The sequence below is a fragment of the Celeribacter arenosi genome (genome assembly GCF_039539485.1).
Classification (GTDB): domain Bacteria; phylum Pseudomonadota; class Alphaproteobacteria; order Rhodobacterales; family Rhodobacteraceae; genus Celeribacter; species Celeribacter arenosi.
The window spans coordinates 735,502-754,012 of record NZ_BAABDF010000007.1 but is presented as its reverse complement, the minus strand read 5'-3'; the positions used below and the strand labels follow the sequence as shown (position 1 = coordinate 754,012).

The 18,511-nt window shown below is 58.6% G+C and carries 23 protein-coding genes; 12 read left to right on the top strand and 11 right to left on the bottom strand.

All coding sequences use genetic code 11. The features are described from left to right. The first annotated feature begins 57 nt into the window (after window positions 1–57). Window positions 58–288: a BolA/IbaG family iron-sulfur metabolism protein gene (locus tag ABD815_RS11350; protein WP_344847224.1), complete on the top strand. Its 231-nt coding sequence runs from the start codon at window positions 58–60 to the stop codon at window positions 286–288. 209 nt (window positions 289–497) lie between these two features. Further along, a complete protein-coding gene (gene grxD, locus ABD815_RS11345) occupies window positions 498–857 on the top strand; it encodes a Grx4 family monothiol glutaredoxin (protein WP_344847223.1) in 360 nt (119 codons plus the stop codon). A 125-nt stretch (window positions 858–982) separates the two neighbouring features. Here grxD and ABD815_RS11340 read toward each other — a convergent pair whose 3' ends face one another. Then, window positions 983–1,867: an AraC family transcriptional regulator gene (locus tag ABD815_RS11340; protein WP_344847222.1), complete on the bottom strand. Its 885-nt coding sequence runs from the start codon at window positions 1,865–1,867 to the stop codon at window positions 983–985. 163 nt (window positions 1,868–2,030) lie between these two features. On the opposite strand from ABD815_RS11340, the gene ABD815_RS11335 reads away from it, so the two are divergent. Together ABD815_RS11335 and ABD815_RS11330 are read left to right on the top strand one after the other, a co-directional pair. Next, window positions 2,031–2,978: an SDR family oxidoreductase gene (locus tag ABD815_RS11335; protein WP_344847221.1), complete on the top strand. Its 948-nt coding sequence runs from the start codon at window positions 2,031–2,033 to the stop codon at window positions 2,976–2,978. A 52-nt stretch (window positions 2,979–3,030) separates the two neighbouring features. Next, window positions 3,031–3,537 (top strand): hypothetical protein, encoded by a 507-nt coding sequence (locus tag ABD815_RS11330; RefSeq protein ID WP_344847220.1) that lies wholly within the window; start codon window positions 3,031–3,033, stop codon window positions 3,535–3,537. 118 nt (window positions 3,538–3,655) lie between these two features. On the opposite strand, the gene ABD815_RS11325 is transcribed toward ABD815_RS11330, so the two are convergent. Beyond that, entirely contained in the window at window positions 3,656–4,063 is a 408-nt protein-coding gene (locus tag ABD815_RS11325; protein ID WP_344847219.1) for a cell division protein ZapA, read from the bottom strand. 3 nt (window positions 4,064–4,066) lie between these two features. Then, entirely contained in the window at window positions 4,067–4,582 is a 516-nt protein-coding gene (locus ABD815_RS11320) for a hypothetical protein (protein WP_344847218.1), read from the bottom strand. Between the two features lie 357 nt (window positions 4,583–4,939). On the opposite strand from ABD815_RS11320, the gene tkt reads away from it, so the two are divergent. Beyond that, entirely contained in the window at window positions 4,940–6,961 is a 2,022-nt protein-coding gene (tkt, locus tag ABD815_RS11315; protein ID WP_344847217.1) for a transketolase, read from the top strand. A gap of 68 nt (window positions 6,962–7,029) precedes the next feature. Here tkt and ABD815_RS11310 read toward each other — a convergent pair whose 3' ends face one another. Next, window positions 7,030–7,731, bottom strand: coding sequence for an NAD(P)-dependent oxidoreductase (locus ABD815_RS11310; RefSeq protein ID WP_344847216.1), 702 nt, complete (start codon window positions 7,729–7,731; stop codon window positions 7,030–7,032). Window positions 7,732–7,759: 28 nt separating this feature from the next. Then, window positions 7,760–8,464, bottom strand: a complete 705-nt coding sequence (locus tag ABD815_RS11305) for a DUF4386 domain-containing protein (RefSeq protein WP_344847215.1) — start codon at window positions 8,462–8,464, stop codon at window positions 7,760–7,762. Between the two features lie 180 nt (window positions 8,465–8,644). Between ABD815_RS11305 and ABD815_RS11300 the strand changes: the two genes are divergently transcribed. The 5 genes from ABD815_RS11300 (at window position 8,645) to ABD815_RS11280 (ending at window position 11,836) form a co-directional block, all read left to right on the top strand. Next, window positions 8,645–9,526: a LysR family transcriptional regulator gene (locus ABD815_RS11300; RefSeq protein ID WP_344847214.1), complete on the top strand. Its 882-nt coding sequence runs from the start codon at window positions 8,645–8,647 to the stop codon at window positions 9,524–9,526. A gap of 134 nt (window positions 9,527–9,660) precedes the next feature. Next, window positions 9,661–9,804, top strand: coding sequence for a hypothetical protein (locus ABD815_RS11295; protein WP_344847213.1), 144 nt, complete (start codon window positions 9,661–9,663; stop codon window positions 9,802–9,804). A 172-nt stretch (window positions 9,805–9,976) separates the two neighbouring features. After that, window positions 9,977–10,978 carry a type I glyceraldehyde-3-phosphate dehydrogenase gene (gene gap, locus ABD815_RS11290; protein ID WP_344847212.1) on the top strand — a complete coding sequence of 334 codons (1,002 nt, stop codon included), beginning with the start codon at window positions 9,977–9,979 and terminating at the stop codon, window positions 10,976–10,978. A gap of 141 nt (window positions 10,979–11,119) precedes the next feature. Continuing rightward, window positions 11,120–11,476, top strand: a complete 357-nt coding sequence (locus ABD815_RS11285) for a hypothetical protein (RefSeq protein WP_344847211.1) — start codon at window positions 11,120–11,122, stop codon at window positions 11,474–11,476. A gap of 201 nt (window positions 11,477–11,677) precedes the next feature. After that, a complete protein-coding gene (locus ABD815_RS11280) occupies window positions 11,678–11,836 on the top strand; it encodes a hypothetical protein (protein ID WP_344847210.1) in 159 nt (52 codons plus the stop codon). Between the two features lie 102 nt (window positions 11,837–11,938). Here the strand turns inward: ABD815_RS11280 and coaD are convergent, their stop codons facing one another. Continuing rightward, entirely contained in the window at window positions 11,939–12,430 is a 492-nt protein-coding gene (coaD, locus tag ABD815_RS11275) for a pantetheine-phosphate adenylyltransferase (RefSeq protein ID WP_344847209.1), read from the bottom strand. Between the two features lie 87 nt (window positions 12,431–12,517). Beyond that, window positions 12,518–12,952 (bottom strand): CBS domain-containing protein, encoded by a 435-nt coding sequence (locus ABD815_RS11270; protein ID WP_344847208.1) that lies wholly within the window; start codon window positions 12,950–12,952, stop codon window positions 12,518–12,520. 156 nt (window positions 12,953–13,108) lie between these two features. On the opposite strand from ABD815_RS11270, the gene ABD815_RS11265 reads away from it, so the two are divergent. Further along, window positions 13,109–14,608: a CoA-acylating methylmalonate-semialdehyde dehydrogenase gene (locus ABD815_RS11265; protein ID WP_344847207.1), complete on the top strand. Its 1,500-nt coding sequence runs from the start codon at window positions 13,109–13,111 to the stop codon at window positions 14,606–14,608. Window positions 14,609–14,695: 87 nt separating this feature from the next. Continuing rightward, a complete protein-coding gene (locus tag ABD815_RS11260) occupies window positions 14,696–14,902 on the top strand; it encodes a YgaP family membrane protein (protein WP_344847206.1) in 207 nt (68 codons plus the stop codon). Here the strand turns inward: ABD815_RS11260 and ABD815_RS11255 are convergent, their stop codons facing one another. The 4 genes from ABD815_RS11255 to soxC all read right to left on the bottom strand — a co-directional run bounded on the left by ABD815_RS11255 (window position 14,903) and on the right by soxC (window position 18,446). Then, the gene (locus tag ABD815_RS11255; protein ID WP_344847205.1) at window positions 14,903–15,559 is read right to left on the bottom strand and encodes a Crp/Fnr family transcriptional regulator; all 657 of its coding nucleotides are present in this window, start codon (window positions 15,557–15,559) and stop codon (window positions 14,903–14,905) included. Between the two features lie 33 nt (window positions 15,560–15,592). Further along, entirely contained in the window at window positions 15,593–16,030 is a 438-nt protein-coding gene (locus tag ABD815_RS11250; protein ID WP_344847204.1) for a DUF302 domain-containing protein, read from the bottom strand. Window positions 16,031–16,105: 75 nt separating this feature from the next. After that, window positions 16,106–17,179, bottom strand: coding sequence for a c-type cytochrome (locus ABD815_RS11245; RefSeq protein WP_344847203.1), 1,074 nt, complete (start codon window positions 17,177–17,179; stop codon window positions 16,106–16,108). Next, a complete protein-coding gene (gene soxC, locus ABD815_RS11240) occupies window positions 17,163–18,446 on the bottom strand; it encodes a sulfite dehydrogenase (RefSeq protein ID WP_344847202.1) in 1,284 nt (427 codons plus the stop codon). The genes ABD815_RS11245 and soxC overlap by 17 nt, the downstream gene beginning before the upstream one ends. Window positions 18,447–18,511: the final 65 nt, after the last annotated feature.

Here is an 18,511-nt window from a genome sequence, read left to right as displayed (position 1 = left end):
CGGGTCACGCCCACGCGTTCTACATCTAAAAAGAAAGCTACCCGAGGAGCGCCAAAGATGGCCATTACCGCCGCCGAGATCGAGCATCTGATCAAAACCGCCCTACCCACATCCACGGTGATTGTGCAAAGCGAAGACGGGCACCATTTTGCCGCCGAAGTGATCGATGAAAGCTTCAAAGGCCTCAATCGTGTTCAACAACAACGCGCTGTGAACGCCGCTATCCGCGAAAAACTGGACAGTGGCGAGTTACACGCCCTCGCCCTCACAACACGGGCGCCTGATTGATACCGGCGCGAGTGAAGGAATAGCCTTCTCGCAATTGCTGTAATTGTGGCTATATATCTCGCAAGACGTCGCCTGAAACGACATAGCCTCTGCACCGAAGCGGAAAACGAGCAAGCAGCCGGACGCCTTGAACGCTTCATAAAAGACGAAACGAAAATCTCACATCCCTAGACGGGTCCACGTCACGGGAAAGACCCTAGGAAACGCAAATGACCGCTCAGGAAAACATCCAGAAAACCGTTGATGAAAACGATGTAGTGCTCTTTATGAAAGGCACAAAGCTCATGCCGCAATGTGGGTTTTCTTCCCGCGTGGCTGGCGTTCTCAACTTTATCGGCATCGAATACACCGACGTGAACGTGCTCGCCGATGATGAAATCCGCCAAGGGATCAAAGAGTTCTCGGATTGGCCAACGATCCCGCAGCTTTATGTGAAGGGCGAATTCGTCGGGGGCTGCGATATCATCACCGAAATGACCCTATCGGGTGAACTCGATAAGCTGTTTGAAGATAAAGGCGTCGCCTTCGACACCCAAAAGGCCGAACAAATCCGCGCATCAAACGCGTAAGGCAAAAGATCACCGAAATTGACAAAGGCAGGGCCATGACGCCCTGCCTTTTTCCATTGTAGCACCAAAACCCGGTCATCGCTCTGTCGGCCACGGTCCGGGATGAGAGCGATGGGGTCATTCGATCATCGAACCGCCGCGGGTTGTTGGGCCGTACCCCATTGTCTGGGGGGTTGCCCGTACATCCGCTTGAACTCGCGACTAAACTGGGAAGCACTGATGTATCCCACGTCGAGAGCGGCCTCGGAGACGGTCATTCCACCCGCGATCTTCATCGCGGCATTGTTCAGGCGCATGGATTTGACGAACTGGATTGGGGACATGGTCGTGGCCGCTTTGAATTTGCGGTGGAACACGGCGCGGCTCATGCCTGCGTGGGCAGCCATGTCGTCGATATTTACCGACGCGTCCAGACGGGAGGACACATGCGCAATAGAGCGCGCGATGGCGTTGCCGGGGCCAAAGGCCTGTCGGGCAAAGGGCCCCGCCTCGCCCTTCAGGATTGCATAATACAGCTCGCGCAGCCGCGCATCGCCAAGCACCGCGCTATCCGTCGGGTTTTCCACCAATCGCACCAGCCGCAAAAGTGAGTCGAGGAACATCTCGTCCCAACCGGCCAATCGGATACCGCGCGCGGACCCCTTAGCTGTGGGGAGTTGGCCACCGGCGGCGTCCATTTCAAAGGCCAACTCGCTCATCAGGCGCGGATCGAGCGCGATGTAGACGCCGAACAGCGGGTTGTCGGGTGACGTCGTGGGGGTGCCTGCCTCGACCGGCATGGACATCGGGCAGCACAGGTATTCGCTGCTGTCATAGACATAGCGTTCCCCGTCGAGCACGGTTTCCTTGCCGCCACTGACGATGGCGATGATGCAGGGTTCATAGACCGCGGGTGCGCAGGGCACCGATTGGGTCGCACGGAACAGCTGCACGCCCTTAATGCCCGTTTCGACCATGCCATCCGCGGGCATCGCCCTTTCGATTATCTGTCTGATCTGATGTTTGCTCATGCCCTTGAAATAAGTTCAGCGAATGCGCCGTTGCAAACACAATGATACAATCAGGCAAGTATTCGCGACGACATCGCCTGTTTTACACGTGGGATGAGATTTATCTCCCTATCAACACGGGACAACCGCGAGGCCCCGTCACACCGTTGAAAGGAAAAGCGCCATGACAGACTCACTCTTTGGCCCAAAAGGATGGACGCCGGAGCGTCTCGGTCCGCTTGCAGGGAAAACCTATGTCATCACGGGCGCGAATGCGGGGGCGGGATTTCAGGCCGCGCGCATCCTTTTGACCCGTGGGGCGAAGGTCGTAATGCTGAACCGGAGCGCCGAGCGGTCGACCACCGCCATCGAGGAGCTCAAACGCGAATTCGGGGCGCAGGCCGAGGTGAGTTTTATCCGCATGGACCTGTCGGATCTCTCCAGTGTGCGCGCCGCCGCGCGGGAGGTTTTGGAGACCGTGCCGCGCATTGATGCGCTGATCTGCAATGCGGCCATCGCGCAGGTGCCATCACGCCAGCTGACCGTGGACGGTTTCGAGAGCCAGTTGGGCACCAACCATTATGGCCACTTCGTGCTCTCTGGGATGCTGTTTGAGCGTATCGAGGCCTCCGAAGGGCGCATCGTTGTTGTCGCCAGCCTCGGCTACAATATGGGTCTGCGCACCATCAAATTCGACGACATAAATTGGGAAAAGGATTACGGCGCCAACACCGCCTATAGCCAGAGTAAACTGGCGCAGATGATGTTTGCCTATGAACTACAGGACAGGGTCGCAGAAGCCTCCCGCAAGGTCGAAGTCTACGTCTGCCACCCCGGCTCCTCTGCAACCTCGTTGATCAGTACCAGCGGAGGATTGATGACGCGGGTGATGTGGTGGCTGATGACCAAAACGCCGATGGTGCAAACCGCCGAACAGGGTGCCTATCCCGAGGTTATGTGCGCCACCGAGAGCGGGATGGAGCAGCGCGCCCTCTATGGCCCCACCGGACGGATGGAATTTGTGGGTCCCGTGGGCCGTGGCACATTGGAGCCGCACGCCTATGATAAAGCAGTCATGAGCCGGTTGTGGGATGTCTCCGAACAGGCAACCGGTTTCAACTGGTCACTTTAACCGGCGCGATTGCAGCGCGGCCCGCCCGCCACCAACAGAACAGGAAACGAACATGGACATCCTCAAGACCGCGACAAATTGGGCGAAGGCCGAAATGCTTTCCAACAGTGTGTTTATCCTGTTTGCCGCGCTTTTTCTCGCCGCGAGTTTCACGCTTTGGCAAGTCGCGCGCACGGATATGGCGCGCGCCTATACGGTGGCGACACTGGTTGCAGGGATTCTGATGCTGATCCTCGGTGCAGGCCTGCTCTACGGAACGTGGAGCTCGCTTTCGGGATTTGCCGAGGCAGCCGCACAGGACACACCCGGCTTTGTTGCCTCCGAAATCGCTCGCATCGACAAGACGGTGGCGCAGTATAAGACGGCTGTTTTCAAGGTTATGCCGCTATTGATCATCGCCGCGGCTGTGCTGATTACGGTGCTGAGTGGACCCGGCTGGCGTGCGGGGTTGATCACCACCATCGCCTTCCTCAGCATCATCATGCTGGTCGACAGCACCGCGCATGCGCGGTTGGTAGACTACAAGGTTAAGCTTCTGGAGGTGAAAACCACGCCATAGGGATTTCGGGAGGCAAACTTCCAACGCCATCACGGGACGAGCCAATGGGGCCAGCAGACATGAAACGGCAGGGCGAAAGCCCTGCCTTTTTCGTTTTCATAATGCAGTCGCCGCGATTTTACAGCGCGTCTTCCACACCCATGCGCTCTTCGAGAGCTGCAGCCATCGATTCTGCGCGCGCGGCCAGTTCCGCCAATGCGTCCGTAACTTCGGCCGGGACCACCGGCACCTCGACCTTTTCGGCCTGTGGTTCGGGTCGGGCGCGCAATTCTTCGATCAGCGCTTCTTGTGCGCCAACCTTGGTGTCGAGCGCACGCATCTGTTCCTCAAGACCTGCGGTTTTGTCGGCGAGCATCAGCCCCGCCATCAAAAGCATCCGGTTCTCGGGAAGGCGTCCGATCTGGCTCGACAAAACGCTCGCTTCAGCGTCGAGCATCTGGGCCGCGGATTTGAGGAAATGTTCTTCCCCCTCCTGACAGGCCACTTCAAATTCACGTCCGCCGATGTTGATTTTGATCTCGGGCATCGTCTAGGCCTCCTCTGCCTGCGCTGCCGCGCTTTTCAGATCCGTGAGGATCGCGTCGAGTTCGAGCGCATCTGCCGAGCGCGCGACGCGTAGCGATTCCAATTCGCTCGCAAGCGCCTCGTTGACGAGCGCCGGATCGGCGAGCCCCGCCTCATTGGCCGCGCGCAAGGCATTGTTATTGTCACGCAATTGCGCGTTCACACGGCGCAGGCTCTGCATTTCACCGTCATGATCCATCAGCTGGCGACGCAGGCGTTCCACCTCGCCCTCCAGACCGGCCACATGGGTTTTCTGCTTTTCATGGATCGCACGCACACGCGCTTCCAATTGGGAATTGGTTTCCTGTTCGGCTTCCAGCGCCTCGCGGAGCCGTCCGACCTCGGCCTCCAACTCTTCGCTTGCTATACCACCCGAACCGTCGCCGGCGGCGTCTGCCCGTTCTTCGGCCACAGCAACCGCGCGCCCGATCCGTTCGAGCGCCGCAGTGATCCGTGCTTCATACTCCGAGATCTCGCCCATCGCCTTCACTCACACTATTGTCCGGCGGACACCGCCCCCGGATTGTTGTTGAGGGCTCTCGCCCCTATTTGCTGCGCGGCCCATGCACGCCGTCTGTTGTCGCACAGGCCCCTTGAGGCCCGCCCCGCAGTGGGCCCAGTGTGGCCCGAAAGGCCTTTGGCATCAACACCTACTGCGCCAAGGTTCACGCATGGCCCCACGATTCGAAAGCCTATCGCATGGGCCTCCCCTTTTCCAACCTTGAAACCCTGCCCGTTTCGCTGCGTGCAAAGTGCCGCTTGGTGCCCCGTTCACCTTGCCATTCCCGCCCATGTTGGTATCAACCACGGGACCCATTTGCCTAGAGGAGAGACGCCCGTGGACATCGCCAAACTGCGTGAGGCACACCCTGATCACTGGATGCGCGCCGCCGCCATCCGTACCCTGACCCTCGACGCGGTCGCTGCGGCCAATTCCGGTCACTCCGGTATGCCCATGGGCATGGCCGATGTGGCCACGGTCCTGTTCTCCAAACACCTCAAATTCGATGCCGCCGCGCCGACGTGGCCGGACCGCGACCGTTTCATTCTGTCAGCGGGCCATGGCTCAATGCTGATCTATTCGCTCCTGTATCTCACAGGGCACAAAGAAATGCCGATCTCGCAGATCAAGAATTTCCGCCAGATGGGCGCCAAAACCGCAGGCCACCCTGAAAACTTCCTGCTCGACGGCGTTGAAACCACGACCGGCCCTCTGGGCCAAGGCATCGCGAATGCCGTCGGGTTCGCTATGGCAGAAGAAGCGCTTCGCGCGCGTTTCGGCTCAAAGCTACAGGATCACTACACGTGGTGCTTTGCCGGCGACGGATGTCTGATGGAAGGCGTCAGCCACGAAGCCATCGCTCTGGCGGGACGCCAGAAGCTCGGCAAGCTCGTGGTTTTCTGGGACAACAACAACATTACCATCGACGGCGAGGTCACGATTTCTGATCGCACCGATCAGGTGCAGCGTTTCAAAGCCGCCGGTTGGCACGTTCAATCCGTCGATGGCCACGATCCCGAAGAGATCGACGCCGCTATTGCAGCTGCCAAGAAGTCGCAAAAGCCGTCGATGATTGCCTGCAAAACGCATATTGCACTTGGCCACGCAGCGCAGGACACCTCCAAAGGCCACGGTGCCCTGACGAACGCCGACCAACTCGTCGCAGCCAAAAAGAACTATGGCGTCGATTGGGGTCCCTTCGAAGTCGCGGCAGATGTGAAATCATGGTGGGAAGAGGTCGGATCGCACGGCCGTAAATCCCGCGTTGAATGGGAAGCTCGCCTCGAAGAGCAAAGCGATCGCCGCCGCACGGAATTCACCCGCGTCTTCGCCGGTGAAGCCCCCAAAAAGCTGGCCGCGACCATCAAGGCCCTGAAACGTCAGATCTCCGAAACCAAGCCCAAAGTTGCCACCCGCGCAGCCTCCCAAACGGTTCTCGAAGTGATCAACCCGGTCATGCCGGAAACCTTTGGCGGTTCGGCGGATCTCACCGGATCGAACAACACGCTAACGGCTGATCTCGGCGTATTTGACGAAAAGAACCGCAAAGGCCGCTACGTCTACTACGGCATCCGTGAACACGGCATGGCGGCTGCGATGAACGGGCTGTCGCTCCATGGCGGCCTGCGCCCCTATGGCGGAACCTTCTTCTGCTTCACGGACTATGCACGCCCTGCGATGCGCCTTTCGGCCCTGATGAAAACGCCGGTCACCTATGTCATGACCCACGATTCCATCGGTCTGGGCGAAGACGGCCCGACCCACCAGCCGGTCGAGCACCTCGCAATCTGCCGCGCGACGCCCAACACGCTGACCATTCGTCCCTGCGATACGGTTGAAACCGCCGAAGCTTGGGAACTCGCGTTGACGTCACAGTCCACGCCGACGGTTCTCGTTCTGACCCGTCAGGGCCTGCCGACGCTGCGCACAGAGCACAAAAACAACAACCTCGTGTCCAAAGGCGCCTATGTTCTCGCCGAGGCCGAAGGCAAACGTGAAGCCATCATCATTGCAACGGGTTCCGAGGTGCACCTCGCCATGCAGGCGCGCGAAACGCTTCAAAGCGCAGGTATCGGCACGCGTGTCGTTTCCATGCCGTCGATGGAGCTCTTTGCCGAGCAAGACGATGCCTATCGTCGCAAGGTCCTGCCCGCTGGGCCGGTCCGTGTCGGTGTTGAGGCTGGCGTGCGCGCGGCAGGATGGGACCGTTGGCTTCTAGGAGAACGCGGTCGCGAGGCAAAACAGGCGTTTGTCGGCATGACCGATTTCGGGGCCTCTGCCCCCGCCGAGGAGCTGTTTGAAAAATACGGCATCACCGCCGACAACATCGTCGCACAGGTGAAAGGTCTGATTGGCTAAACCGCCACTGACCCGCAAACAAAAACCGCCCGCGCCCTTACCGGCGCGGGCTTTTGTTTGGCTGGCCCCTATTGGGGAACCAACGCGCGCTCCGGGTTTGAGCGCACCGATGCCGCGTTTCGCCCCACGATTGCTGGCGCCTCCTGAATCAGACGATCATCGCTCAGGGCATGCACCATAAAGAGGGCGAAATCCGTGCGTCGGGTGAGATTGGAGGCGAGAACGGGATCGCCGACATGGCGCGCCCAGATGGGCAACCCTTCGCTTTCGCCCTCCTCGAGGTTCGATCCCCGCACGACCGTCCAGCGGCGATTGGATGCGAATATGCGGCGCGTCGCCTCAACCTGATCGCGCAGATCCGCAAACCGTGCCCAGAGCGCCAGTTTGCCAAACAGGGCGACAAACACCCGCAGTTTCAGCGGGTACCGGTCCTTCCCGTCCCGGCTGATGTGCCAGCCACAGGAAAACACCAGTCGCGCATCCGGATCAGCGGTATCCAGAACCGCCTGCGCGGTTTTGGTGGCATAACCCTCCACGCCCCAAGGCACGAGAACACACAGCACTCCGTCACATCCCGCCACAGCGCGGGCCACTGCATCAGGGTCATCTGTATTCCCCGTGAAGAGTATGATGGCGCCTTTCAGGTGATCGAGTTTATGGGCGCTTTGGGCGCGGCAAAGGCCAGTGACCTCATACCCCTGAGCCAGCGCGTGTTTGGCCATGTAGAGGCCCAGTTTTCCGGAAATTCCGATGATGCAGATGCGTTTCATGGGGTCATCCTTTCTCAAAATATTTGTTTCAGTGGGTGGGCGTGGCGCGAGGCGCTCGGATAGTCAGCCAAAGCGCAAAGCCGACCTCGCCCAGCGTGACCACCACCAGAAATCCGATGCGCACGATGCCGAGCCAGCCGATCTGCGAAAACGCGAAGGCGTAGAGACTGTCGAGGAGGTAGCCGAACGCACCGATGGTGAGCGCCAGCCCCAGAATTTTGGGGAACCGGTTCGAGGCGTCGACGAGACGACCCAAGAGCGCGAGATGCACAAAGAAGAACAACTGCCAGATCCAGACACCGGCGTGGTGCATATCAAACAGCCACCCTACCATCTCCGCCCGCTGGGCGTCCGACAGGGCCGCGAAACTGCCGTCGATCAGGGCGAGCGCGCCTGCGTGGAAGAACAGCATTCCGGCCATCACAGCGACCATCATCAACCGCGCGACAGCGGCGATTTTCGCGAGCACTGGCGAAACGGGGCGGAACATGGCGTAGAGCATGACCGTCGCAAAGATTTCTATGAGCATGACCAGCGCGTCGGCACCGATCCCGGACAGATAGAGGGCGCGCTTTTCGTTGATGTTGGCGACCGTGGCGGCGGCGTCACCGGCCACGACAATCTGGGACGGCACGTAGCCGATGGCATAGGCACCGAACACGGCGATCGACAGGTAAGCCACGCCTGTTAGGCGCGCGAACTGCGAGGATTGGGGGTCGAGTATCACTTGCATGACGTTTTCCTTTCGGCGTGAGCAAAGGTGTTTCGGTGCCGCACGCGGGATGCGGCGGCGGATTTGGCTTCTTTTGGGTTTGGTTTTGGTGCGACGCCTTGTCCGGCGACTTGAGAACTTTACGCCGGCATGACTCTCAACAAAATTGACGAATTTTGTGGTTCAGATATACTTTTTTGTATGGATAATGCCCCCAAGAGCTTTGACTGGACGCGCGCGCGCGCGTTTCTCGCAACCGCAGAAGAAGGATCCCTGTCGGCGGCGGCACGCAGACTCGGCCTGACCCAACCGACGCTCGGTCGGCAGGTCGATGCATTGGAAACAGAACTCGGGGTTGTGCTGTTCGAACGGTTTGGGCGCGGTCTGCAACTGACGCCTGCCGGTCGCGCGCTCCTGCCCCATGTGCGTGCCATGGGTGACGCCGCTGATGCGCTCCATCTGGCAGCCCTCGGACATGGCGCGGAGATGGAAGGCGAAGTGCGCATCTCGCTCTCGGACGCCTATGCCGGTTTGTTGCTGCCCGACGTTCTGCGCGAATTGCGCATGGCCGAGCCGCGGATCTCGGTGCATGTCCTCGCCGACAACGACGCGGCCGACCTGATGCGTCGAGAGGCCGATATCGCGATCCGCAACTTTCGCCCCACAGAACCCGATCTGGTCGCGCGCCGCCTACACGATACGCAGGCGCGGCTCTATGGCGCGCCGTCATATCTGACAAAACTGGGACCCCTTCGCGGTCGCGATGACCTGCGACGCGCGGAGATCATCTCGCCGGGCCCGCCCGAGAGCTTTGTCCCGTTTCTGCAATCTGCGGGCCTGCCCGTGGGGGTCGAAAACTGTCCGATCCGGTGCACATCTTTTCTGGCGATGTGGGAAATGGTAAAGGCGGGATTGGGACTGGGTGTCATCGACGCACGGATTGGCAATGCGGAACCGGAGGTTCACTGCGCCATGCCGACGCTCGACCTCGTGAGTTTTCCGGTTTGGTTGGTGGCGCATCGCGAAGTGCACCGAAACGCCCGACTGAGATTTGTCTATGATTTCCTTGCCGCGCGGTTTTGAGCGCGAGCGCGGGGCCTGCGCATAGCGCTTATGTTCGAATCGCAGAGCAAAACCTCGCGTGGTTTGATCTGAACCCTTCCAAATGACCACATCCTGCGCCATTGTGCCCGCAAAACAGGGGAACACGCCAAAATATGACCAATCGGATCGCGCTCGGCCTCGGCATTGTCCTGCTTGCAGCAATCGCGGCGGATTTTGCGTTCAATGACGGGCAAGCGTTGCTGTTTCTGGCGCGCAAGTTTCTCGACCTGATTAGGGTCATCGCATTTTGGCGATGATGCCCCGCTTCTCGGTTGACCTTTTTGTGTGGATCGCGAAGTTATCGTCAAAGTCAGCCGTGCAAAAATGTACGGACGGCTACAAGACCGGCGGACAGGTGTCATGCCGGTGTCATGAGGGGGCGACGCCATTTTGTCGCCCAGTTGCCAGAGCGTCATAGGAGGTGCTGATATGGCTGTGAAAGTCGCAATCAACGGATTTGGTCGGATCGGGCGGAATGTCCTGCGGGCCATCATCGAGTCGGGCCGCACCGACATCGAAGTCATCGCCATCAATGATCTCGGGCCGGTTGAAACCAATGCCCACCTGCTGCGCTACGACAGCGTGCACGGACGGTTTCCTGCCACAGTAACCACGACCGAAGATTCCATCGACGTCGGTCGTGGCCCGATCAAAGTGACCGCCATCCGCAACCCTGCCGATCTGCCATGGTCGGATGTGGATGTTGTCATGGAATGCACCGGCATCTTCACATCGAAAGAGAAATGTCAGGCGCACCTCGATAACGGATCGTCGCGCGTTCTCATTTCTGCACCGGGCACCGATGCCGACAAAACCATCGTCTATGGCGTGAACCATGACACACTGTCCGGTGATGACATTGTCGTCTCCAACGCGTCCTGCACCACCAACTGCCTGTCGCCTGTGGTCAAAGTGCTCAACGACAATATCGGTATCGTCAAAGGTTTCATGACGACCATCCACTCCTACACCGGCGACCAGCCGACGTTGGACACGATGCACAAAGACCTCTACCGCGCTCGCGCCGCCGCATTGTCGATGATCCCGACATCCACCGGGGCTGCCAAAGCTGTCGGTCTCGTCCTGCCTGAACTGAATGGCAAACTGGACGGCGTCGCCATCCGCGTTCCGACGCCAAACGTCTCTGTTGTGGACCTCACATTCGAGGCCGCGCGTGACACCACCGTAGAAGAAATCAACCAGTTGATCCGCGATGCAGCCGATGGTCCGCTCAAAGGCGTGCTTGGCTACACCGACGACAAACTGGTGTCGTCCGACTTCAACCATGATCCGCATTCGTCGATCTTCCACACCGATCAGACCAAGGTCATGGAAGGCACCATGTGCCGTATCCTGACATGGTACGACAACGAGTGGGGCTTCTCCAACCGCATGGCTGATACGGCCGTTGCGATGGGTAAATTCCTTTAAGATCCGCAATTGAAGCGTTACCGATTTCCGCCCCGGAGCCTGTTGGTTTCGGGGCGGATTCTTTTTGACATGGGGCTACCCACGGCTGACCCACGTTCGGTGACCCCGCACACTCGCATGTAATCTCAGGGAGCCAATCAATTGAAAATATACGTCATTACCGCTGTCGCCCTCGCCACGCTTTCAGGTTGCATGGAGCCAACCCCGGCAACTCCGATCGCATCGCGGGCTGGAAAGAACGTCTATTCAACCACATGTGAGGTCCACCAAGGCACCCTCGGCAGAAAAGCCATTTACGGGCCCAACAAGGGTCAGATCATCACACCGGCGAATGCCTGCACTCAGATCGCCGCAACCTGTCCGGCCGGTGCTGTCGTTTACAGTGTCGATCAGGGATACCCACAAATGCGCTCGGTCACGACCCAAAACGGACTCTATCGATCAACGCAGCGATACATGATCCGTGAGACCACGGTCGACTACTCCTGCAAAGGCTAACAGCCTGCAGATGATACGCGACGAGTTGCCCCGCCCAATCGGCGGGGCTTTTTGCATCAGGGTATGGCAAAGCCATGCGCGGGGCGGCCAACTCATGCACATAGCGCATAACGGTTAGCGCAAACAGGCATTGGTAAAACCGGTCGGAAAGGCCCATCTTCCCATCAAAGGAAGACGCCAAACCCCGAAAGGACCGGCACCATGAGCTACTTTGCAAAAATCAAATCCGCCGCCCAAAAACGGGCTGCCTACCGTCGCACATTGGCCGAAATCGAAGCCCTGCCGACACGCGTTAAGGCCGATCTGGACTTGGATGGCACGCGCGCATCTTCGATGGCCCGTCAAGCCGTCTACGGCTAACCATTCCGAATTTTGAGGGACGGGACCTCCTCCCCCCATCCCACGAAAATGCCCCGCTGGCGCTCTCGCCAACGGGGCATTCTTTTTGGGCTCGTCGCGTTTTCAATCGAACTTGGCGCGAATCCGTTTTTCGATATCTGGGGCCACGAATTTGGATACATCCCCGCCCAGACGCGCAATCTCTTTGACCAGTTTTGATGCAATCGCCTGATGGCGCGCCTCGGCCATCAGAAACACCGTTTCAATGCTGTCATCGAGCGCACGGTTCATTCCAACCATCTGATATTCATACTCAAAATCAGAAACGGCGCGCAGGCCGCGGATGATGATTGACGCGTTTACGTCGCGGGCACAGTGAATGAGGAGGTTCTCGAAAGGATGTACGAGGATTTCGCAATCGGTTTCCTCTGCCAATCCTTGAGTAAAGGCCTGCAGCATCTCGACACGCTCTTCCAGAGAGAACAGAGGGCCCTTGTCGCGGTTGATCGCAACACCGATGACCAACCGATCCACAAGAGCGCAGGCGCGACGGATAATATCGCCGTGGCCGTGGGTTACAGGATCGAATGTCCCGGGGTATAGGCCAATACGCATCGGCGCCTCCATTATTTTTGCGCACGCAACTATATTGCGCGTCGCAATGCAAGAGCGTTCGTTCCGTTATGACCTGTTTGGCTCGCCTCAGTGGCCCATGATCATGCCTTCAAGGGCATTTCTCTCCATCGCGAGCTCATCAAGCCGGGCTTTGACCACGTCACCGATCGACACGAGCCCGATCATTTTGCCGTCTTGAAGGACCGGCATGTGGCGGAACCGGCCCGCGCTCATCTTTTCGAGAACCTGCAGCGCCGTTTCATCGGGGGCACAGGTTTTGAGCGAGGACGTCATGAGTTCAGATACCGGACTGGTCAAAACGCCCGCGCCTACGCGCCCCAGTTCACGCACGATGTCACGTTCGGACAGGATGCCTTCGGCTGTGGTTCCATCTTTGCTCACCACAACCGCGCCGATCTTGCGTGATGATAGCAGTTCCGCCGCATCGGAGATTTTCATATCCGGGCGAATGGTCACGGTTGCCTCGATTGCTTTGTTACTTAGAATTTGTCCTACGAGCATGTTTCCTCCTACACGTTATCGTTTCCGTCCCCTACCAACAGGGTTTCGCGCAGTCTGCGTCGTGTCAAGCGTGACGTCTGTTTCAAACAGAGTCGCTACCCCCTTCCGCCCGCGCCAGTGCTTCGATATCGTCGCCGAGAATTGAAAGGATATCCCATGAAAGAACTAACCCATTTCATTGATGGCGCGGCGGTCAAAGGCACTTCGGGACGCTTCTCGGATGTCTTGAATCCTGCAACCGGCGAGGTGCAGGCCAAGGTGCCGCTGGCCTCTGCTGCAGAGGTGGATGCCGCAGTCGCGCGTGCGGAGATCGCGCAAAAAAAATGGGCGCAGGTGAACCCCCAACGTCGCGCACGGGTCATGATGAAATTTGGCCAACTCGTGAACGAACATATGGATGCGCTGGCCGAATGCCTGTCACGCGAACACGGCAAAACGCTGCCCGATGCGCGCGGGGATGTTCAGCGCGGCCTCGAAGTAGTCGAGGTCTGCATGGGTGCGCCGGCGATGTTGAAAGGCGAGTACACGGGCGACGCAGGCCCCGGAATCGACCTTTACTCCATGCGACAACCCCTTGGAGTTGTTGCAGGAATCACACCCTTTAACTTTCCCGCAATGATCCCGATGTGGAAAATGGCACCAGCCATTTCGGCGGGTAATGCGATGATTCTGAAACCCTCAGAACGCACACCATCCACTGCGATGATGCTGGCAGACTTGCTGAAAGAAGCCGGCCTTCCCGATGGCGTGTTGCAGGTTGTGCATGGTGGCAAAGAGGCGGTGGATGCCCTGCTCGACAACGAGACGGTTCAGGCCGTGGGCTTTGTCGGCTCGACGCCGATCGCGCATTACATCTACTCGCGCGCCGCAGCTCAGGGCAAACGCGCACAGTGTTTTGGCGGCGCAAAGAACCACATGCTGATCATGCCGGACGCCGATCTCGACAAGGCGGCGGATGCTTTGGTGGGTGCTGGTTATGGCGCGGCGGGCGAACGCTGTATGGCTATCTCGGTGGCCGTTCCCGTGGGTCAGGAAACCGCCGATCGCCTGATCGAAAAACTTGTACCGAAAATCGAAAGCCTGAAAGTTGGCCCCTATACGGGTGGCGCGGACGTCGATTTTGGTCCGCTGATCACCGCCGCCTCGAAGGAACGGGTGGAACGACTCATCCAATCGGGCGTCGACCAAGGCGCTGATCTGGTTGTTGACGGCCGCGGGTTGTCGATTCAGGGCTATGAGAACGGCTTTTTCACCGGCGCATCGCTCTTTGATAATGTCACGCCGGACATGGAAATCTACCGCGAGGAGATCTTTGGGCCTGTCCTATGCACCGTGCGCGCAGAGACTTACGAGGAGGGTCTGAACCTCGTGATGGAGAATGACTACGGCAATGGAACGGCGATCTATACCGCCGATGGCGACACGGCACGTGATTTTGCGACACGGGTGAATGTCGGCATGGTCGGGGTCAATTTCCCGATCCCCGTCCCGCTTTCCTATTACAGCTTTGGCGGATGGAAAAAGTCTGCTTTTGGCGACCTCAACCAATACGGTCCCGACGCGTTCCGGTTCTACACAAAAACCAAAACCGTCACTTCCCGTTGGTTCTCGGGGATCAAGGACGGGGCGGCTCTCAATTTTAAAGCGCTCGACTGATTTTCGGGACTTGTGTGACGAACTCACAGACGGGCGCTTCGGCGCCCGTTATCGTGTTCCCATCCTCATGCTCGAAGGGAGCACATCATGTTTGGCAAAAACGTTGGAAATCTCGACCGCATCCTGCGCATTGTCCTCGGCCTCGCATTACTTGCGGGCTTTTTCCTGAACCCGGACGCACAGTATCGCTGGCTCTACCTGATCGGTGTGGTGCCTCTGGTGACAGGTCTGCTGTCCACCTGCCCTCTCTACAAGATTTTCGGGTTCAGCACCTGCCCGCTCGACAAGCGTTGATCAGGCGGCACTCGAGAGCGATCTGAGGGCCTGCGTGTCCAGGAGTTTCACCTCGCCGCGCGCGGTTTCAACCCAACCGCGGCGCTGAAACTCCTGAAGCTGGCGCGAAATGACTTCGCGCGCGGTCCCGAGTTCGGCGGCCAGTTGAGCATGCGTGGCTTTCAGGCTGCCCTTCCCGTTCGAAAGCTCCACAAGCTTTTGGGCGAGGCGGATGTCGACCTTTTGAAACGCGATTTCTTCGATCACGTGAAATAGATCGGTGATCCGGCGCGAATAGGCCGAAAACACGAAGGTGCGGAATGATTGTGACTGGGCAACCAGATCATCGAAAACGCGGCGTGGAATGGCCACCGCTTCAACTTCGGTTTCCGCGATCCCTTCGGCTGCATAGTCTTCGTAGGCTAGAAGACAGGCCGTGGTCATCACACAGCTTTCGCCAGCATGCACACGGTAGAGGACGATTTCGCGCCCCCCTTCGGTGACCTGCTGAACCCGCACCGTACCTTCCAAAAGCAACAAAAGGTTTTCGGGCTGTTTTCCCGGCCCGAAGAGAACCGTGTTCTTGGGCAAATGTACAATCTGGGATTGGGCCACAAGCCGCTCGCGCACTGGCTGTTCGAGCCGTGAAAGACCTGTGAATCGGTCAATCCAGTCCATGACCCTCTCCTTTGCACTTCGGATAGAGGGTACTTAGAAGCTAACGGCCTCTTCTACAATCTCCGTCAGCAAATCTTCGACGGCCTGCATAGAGCCGTCCGGGTAGTTTCGAAACCCGATGGTGACGTCACCGGCACGATCCGCGACGTAGATGGAATAGGGGCAATGGACGATGTTGGCGGGATCCGCCTCCATGACCTGACGGGAAACAACAGCGGAACAGAAAAGAAAGACATCCGCATTGTCGAATATCACCACATCCGATCCGACATCGGCGCGGGTGCGTTCCAACATTTCACCGGTATGGCTGCGGTAATCGATGACAAGACCGCGTGAAACGATTGCATCCTCAACCGCGAAGGTCGCGTCGTCAAAGGTGCCGTCATAATCAAATGTGATCGCCTCGTCGTTTGCCCAAAGGGGTGCACCGGCACAAATGGCCAAACCGAGTATTGCAGCGAGATGTTTCATTTATCGATCCTCCCAATCCTTCGATCATAGCACAGAAAAAAGGCGGCCCGTAGGCCGCCCATTGTCGCGTTCGGGTTATTGCGAAACCGATTTCAGGTATTCGATCACCGCCACGATATCATCGTCCTTCTTCAAGCCCGCGAAAGACATTTTGGTCTTCTTGTAGACGGCTTTTGGCTTGGCGAGGAATTCCGTGAGATGGGCATCGTCCCAGATCACACCTTCATCATGGGCGCTGGCGAAATCCTTGGAGTATTTGAAGCCGTCGATATGCGCCACAGGAGCCATGTAGACACCATTGAGGATCGGACCTGTCTTGTTCTTGGCGCCCTCGCCCACCTGGTGGCAGGCCTTGCACTTTTTGAACACGTTTTCACCTTTGGCGGCGAGATCCGCGTCGAATGCGGCGACCACTGCAGCCGCCTCTTCGACGGGTGCTTCGGCTTCGGCTGCAGCCTCGGCCACCTGCGCGGGCATTTCTTCGCTGGTCGCGCTATCGGCCTCGACGGTGTCGCCTGTTTCTTCCTGCGGCGTCACATCCAGAACGGCTGCGCGTTTGGTGATTTCGACGCTTTCCTTGCAGTTCTCGTAACAGGCCTCACCCCAAAAATGGGCTTCCGCTGCTTCACGATCGTCGATGATGAACCCGCCGGCATTGGGCATTTCAACGTCGAGAAAGTTTTCGTTCGACAGGACAAAATCATCCTCAACCAGATAGTTGGAGTAGAGGATATAGGCCGTGATCGCGTAGACGTCATTGTCCGACATGGTCTGCGCGGCCCCGAATGGCATGGAGCGGCGCACGTAATCATAGACCGTCGACAGGTAAGGCCAGTAAGAACCCACAGTTTTCAGCGGGTCCTTGTCGGCCAGCGAGCCTTCGCCCCCTGCCAGTTTCGGCCAGTTGCCCGCCCCTTCGGCGAATTCACCGTGGCAGGATGCGCAGTTGTCCGAAAAGATCATTTCGCCGTCTTCAACGGAACCGGACCCGACAGGAAGCCCCTGCCCTTGTGGACCAATATCGTGGTTCCACGCGGCAACCTCTTCGGGCAGGGCTTCGCGGCCCAGACCCAATTTCTCCGCAATAGCCGGTGTTGCGAGGACAGCGACAAGCGCCGTTGCCGTCAGCAGTTTAGGAAACTTCGACATTCTCTGACTCCCCATTTTCTTTGACCCACCAAGTCTGGATGCAATTGTTGTGATAGACCGAGTTCTCGCCGCGAACTTCGCGCAGCTGCGCTTTTGTCGGCTGAACATAGCCAGTCTCATCATGGGCGCGCGATTGCAGAAGCATCTCGGAGCCGTCCCAAACGATGTCGAGGTAGAAACGCGTGAGGGCCTTGTCTTCGCCCGGCTTGGCCAGACGCGCCTTGGACCACGTTTTGCCGCCATCAATGGAGACATCCACACCCGAAATTGCACCGCGACCGGACCATGCAAGACCCGTGATGACCAGCGGACCGGGACCATGGGTGATCGGCACCTGCGGGCTCGGCGAGGTGACGACGGATTTCGCATCCATCACCCACGTCCATTTGCGCGACGTGCCATCGGCCAGTGTGTCGGTGTATTTCGACGTCTCTTCGCGGCTCTCCACGGGGTGATCGGTCACCTCGATGCGGCGCAGCCATTTGACCCACATGTTGCCTTCCCAGCCCGGCACCACGAGGCGCACAGGATAGCCATGCTCCATGCGCAGCGCTTCGCCGTTTGCCTTGAACGCCACAAGAACGTCATCGAGCGCTTTTTCCATCGGGATGGAGCGCCCGTTGGAGGAAGCATCCGCGCCCTCCACATAGACCCATTTGTCGGCCAGATCGCCCGCGGCCGTCAAACCGGCCTCTTCGAGAAGAGAGCGCAGCGTGATGCCCGAGTATTCCATGTTGTGAATCATCCCATGGGTAAACTGGGACCCGTTCAACTGTGCGCCAGCCCACTCCATGCCGGTATTCGCCGCGCATTCACAAAAATAGACGTGGTTTTCACGCGGGAACCGTTCGAGATCGGCGTAGGAAAAGACCAGCGGCTTATCCACGAGCCCGTTGATCATCAAGCGGTAGTCTTCCTTGCGCAGCTCGATTGCGCCGGAGTGGTGACGCTCAAAAGCGCAACCTTGCGGAGTGATCGTGCCATCAAGCGCGTGGATTGGCGTGAAGTTGATCGACGAAATCGGGTCGGCGGTCAGCCATGGCACGTTGCGGCGAATGACATCCGCTTCGTATTTGATCGGCATGCCGTAAGGTGTGGCGTCAACCGGTTCACCCGTGATCATCGCCCAATCCTGGGGCTCGGTGATGAGGGGATCGGGCCCGTTCTGCGCCACGACGCCGCCGGCGGCCAACCCTGCGCCTGTCGCTGCCGCTCCGCGCAGAAATGCGCGGCGCGAGGAGCCGGATTTATCTGGGGTGTCACTCATGGAGAGTCTCCCTATTGACTTCGCTCATTCGCATAAGTGAATGAGACTATTGCAAAAAAGCCGTC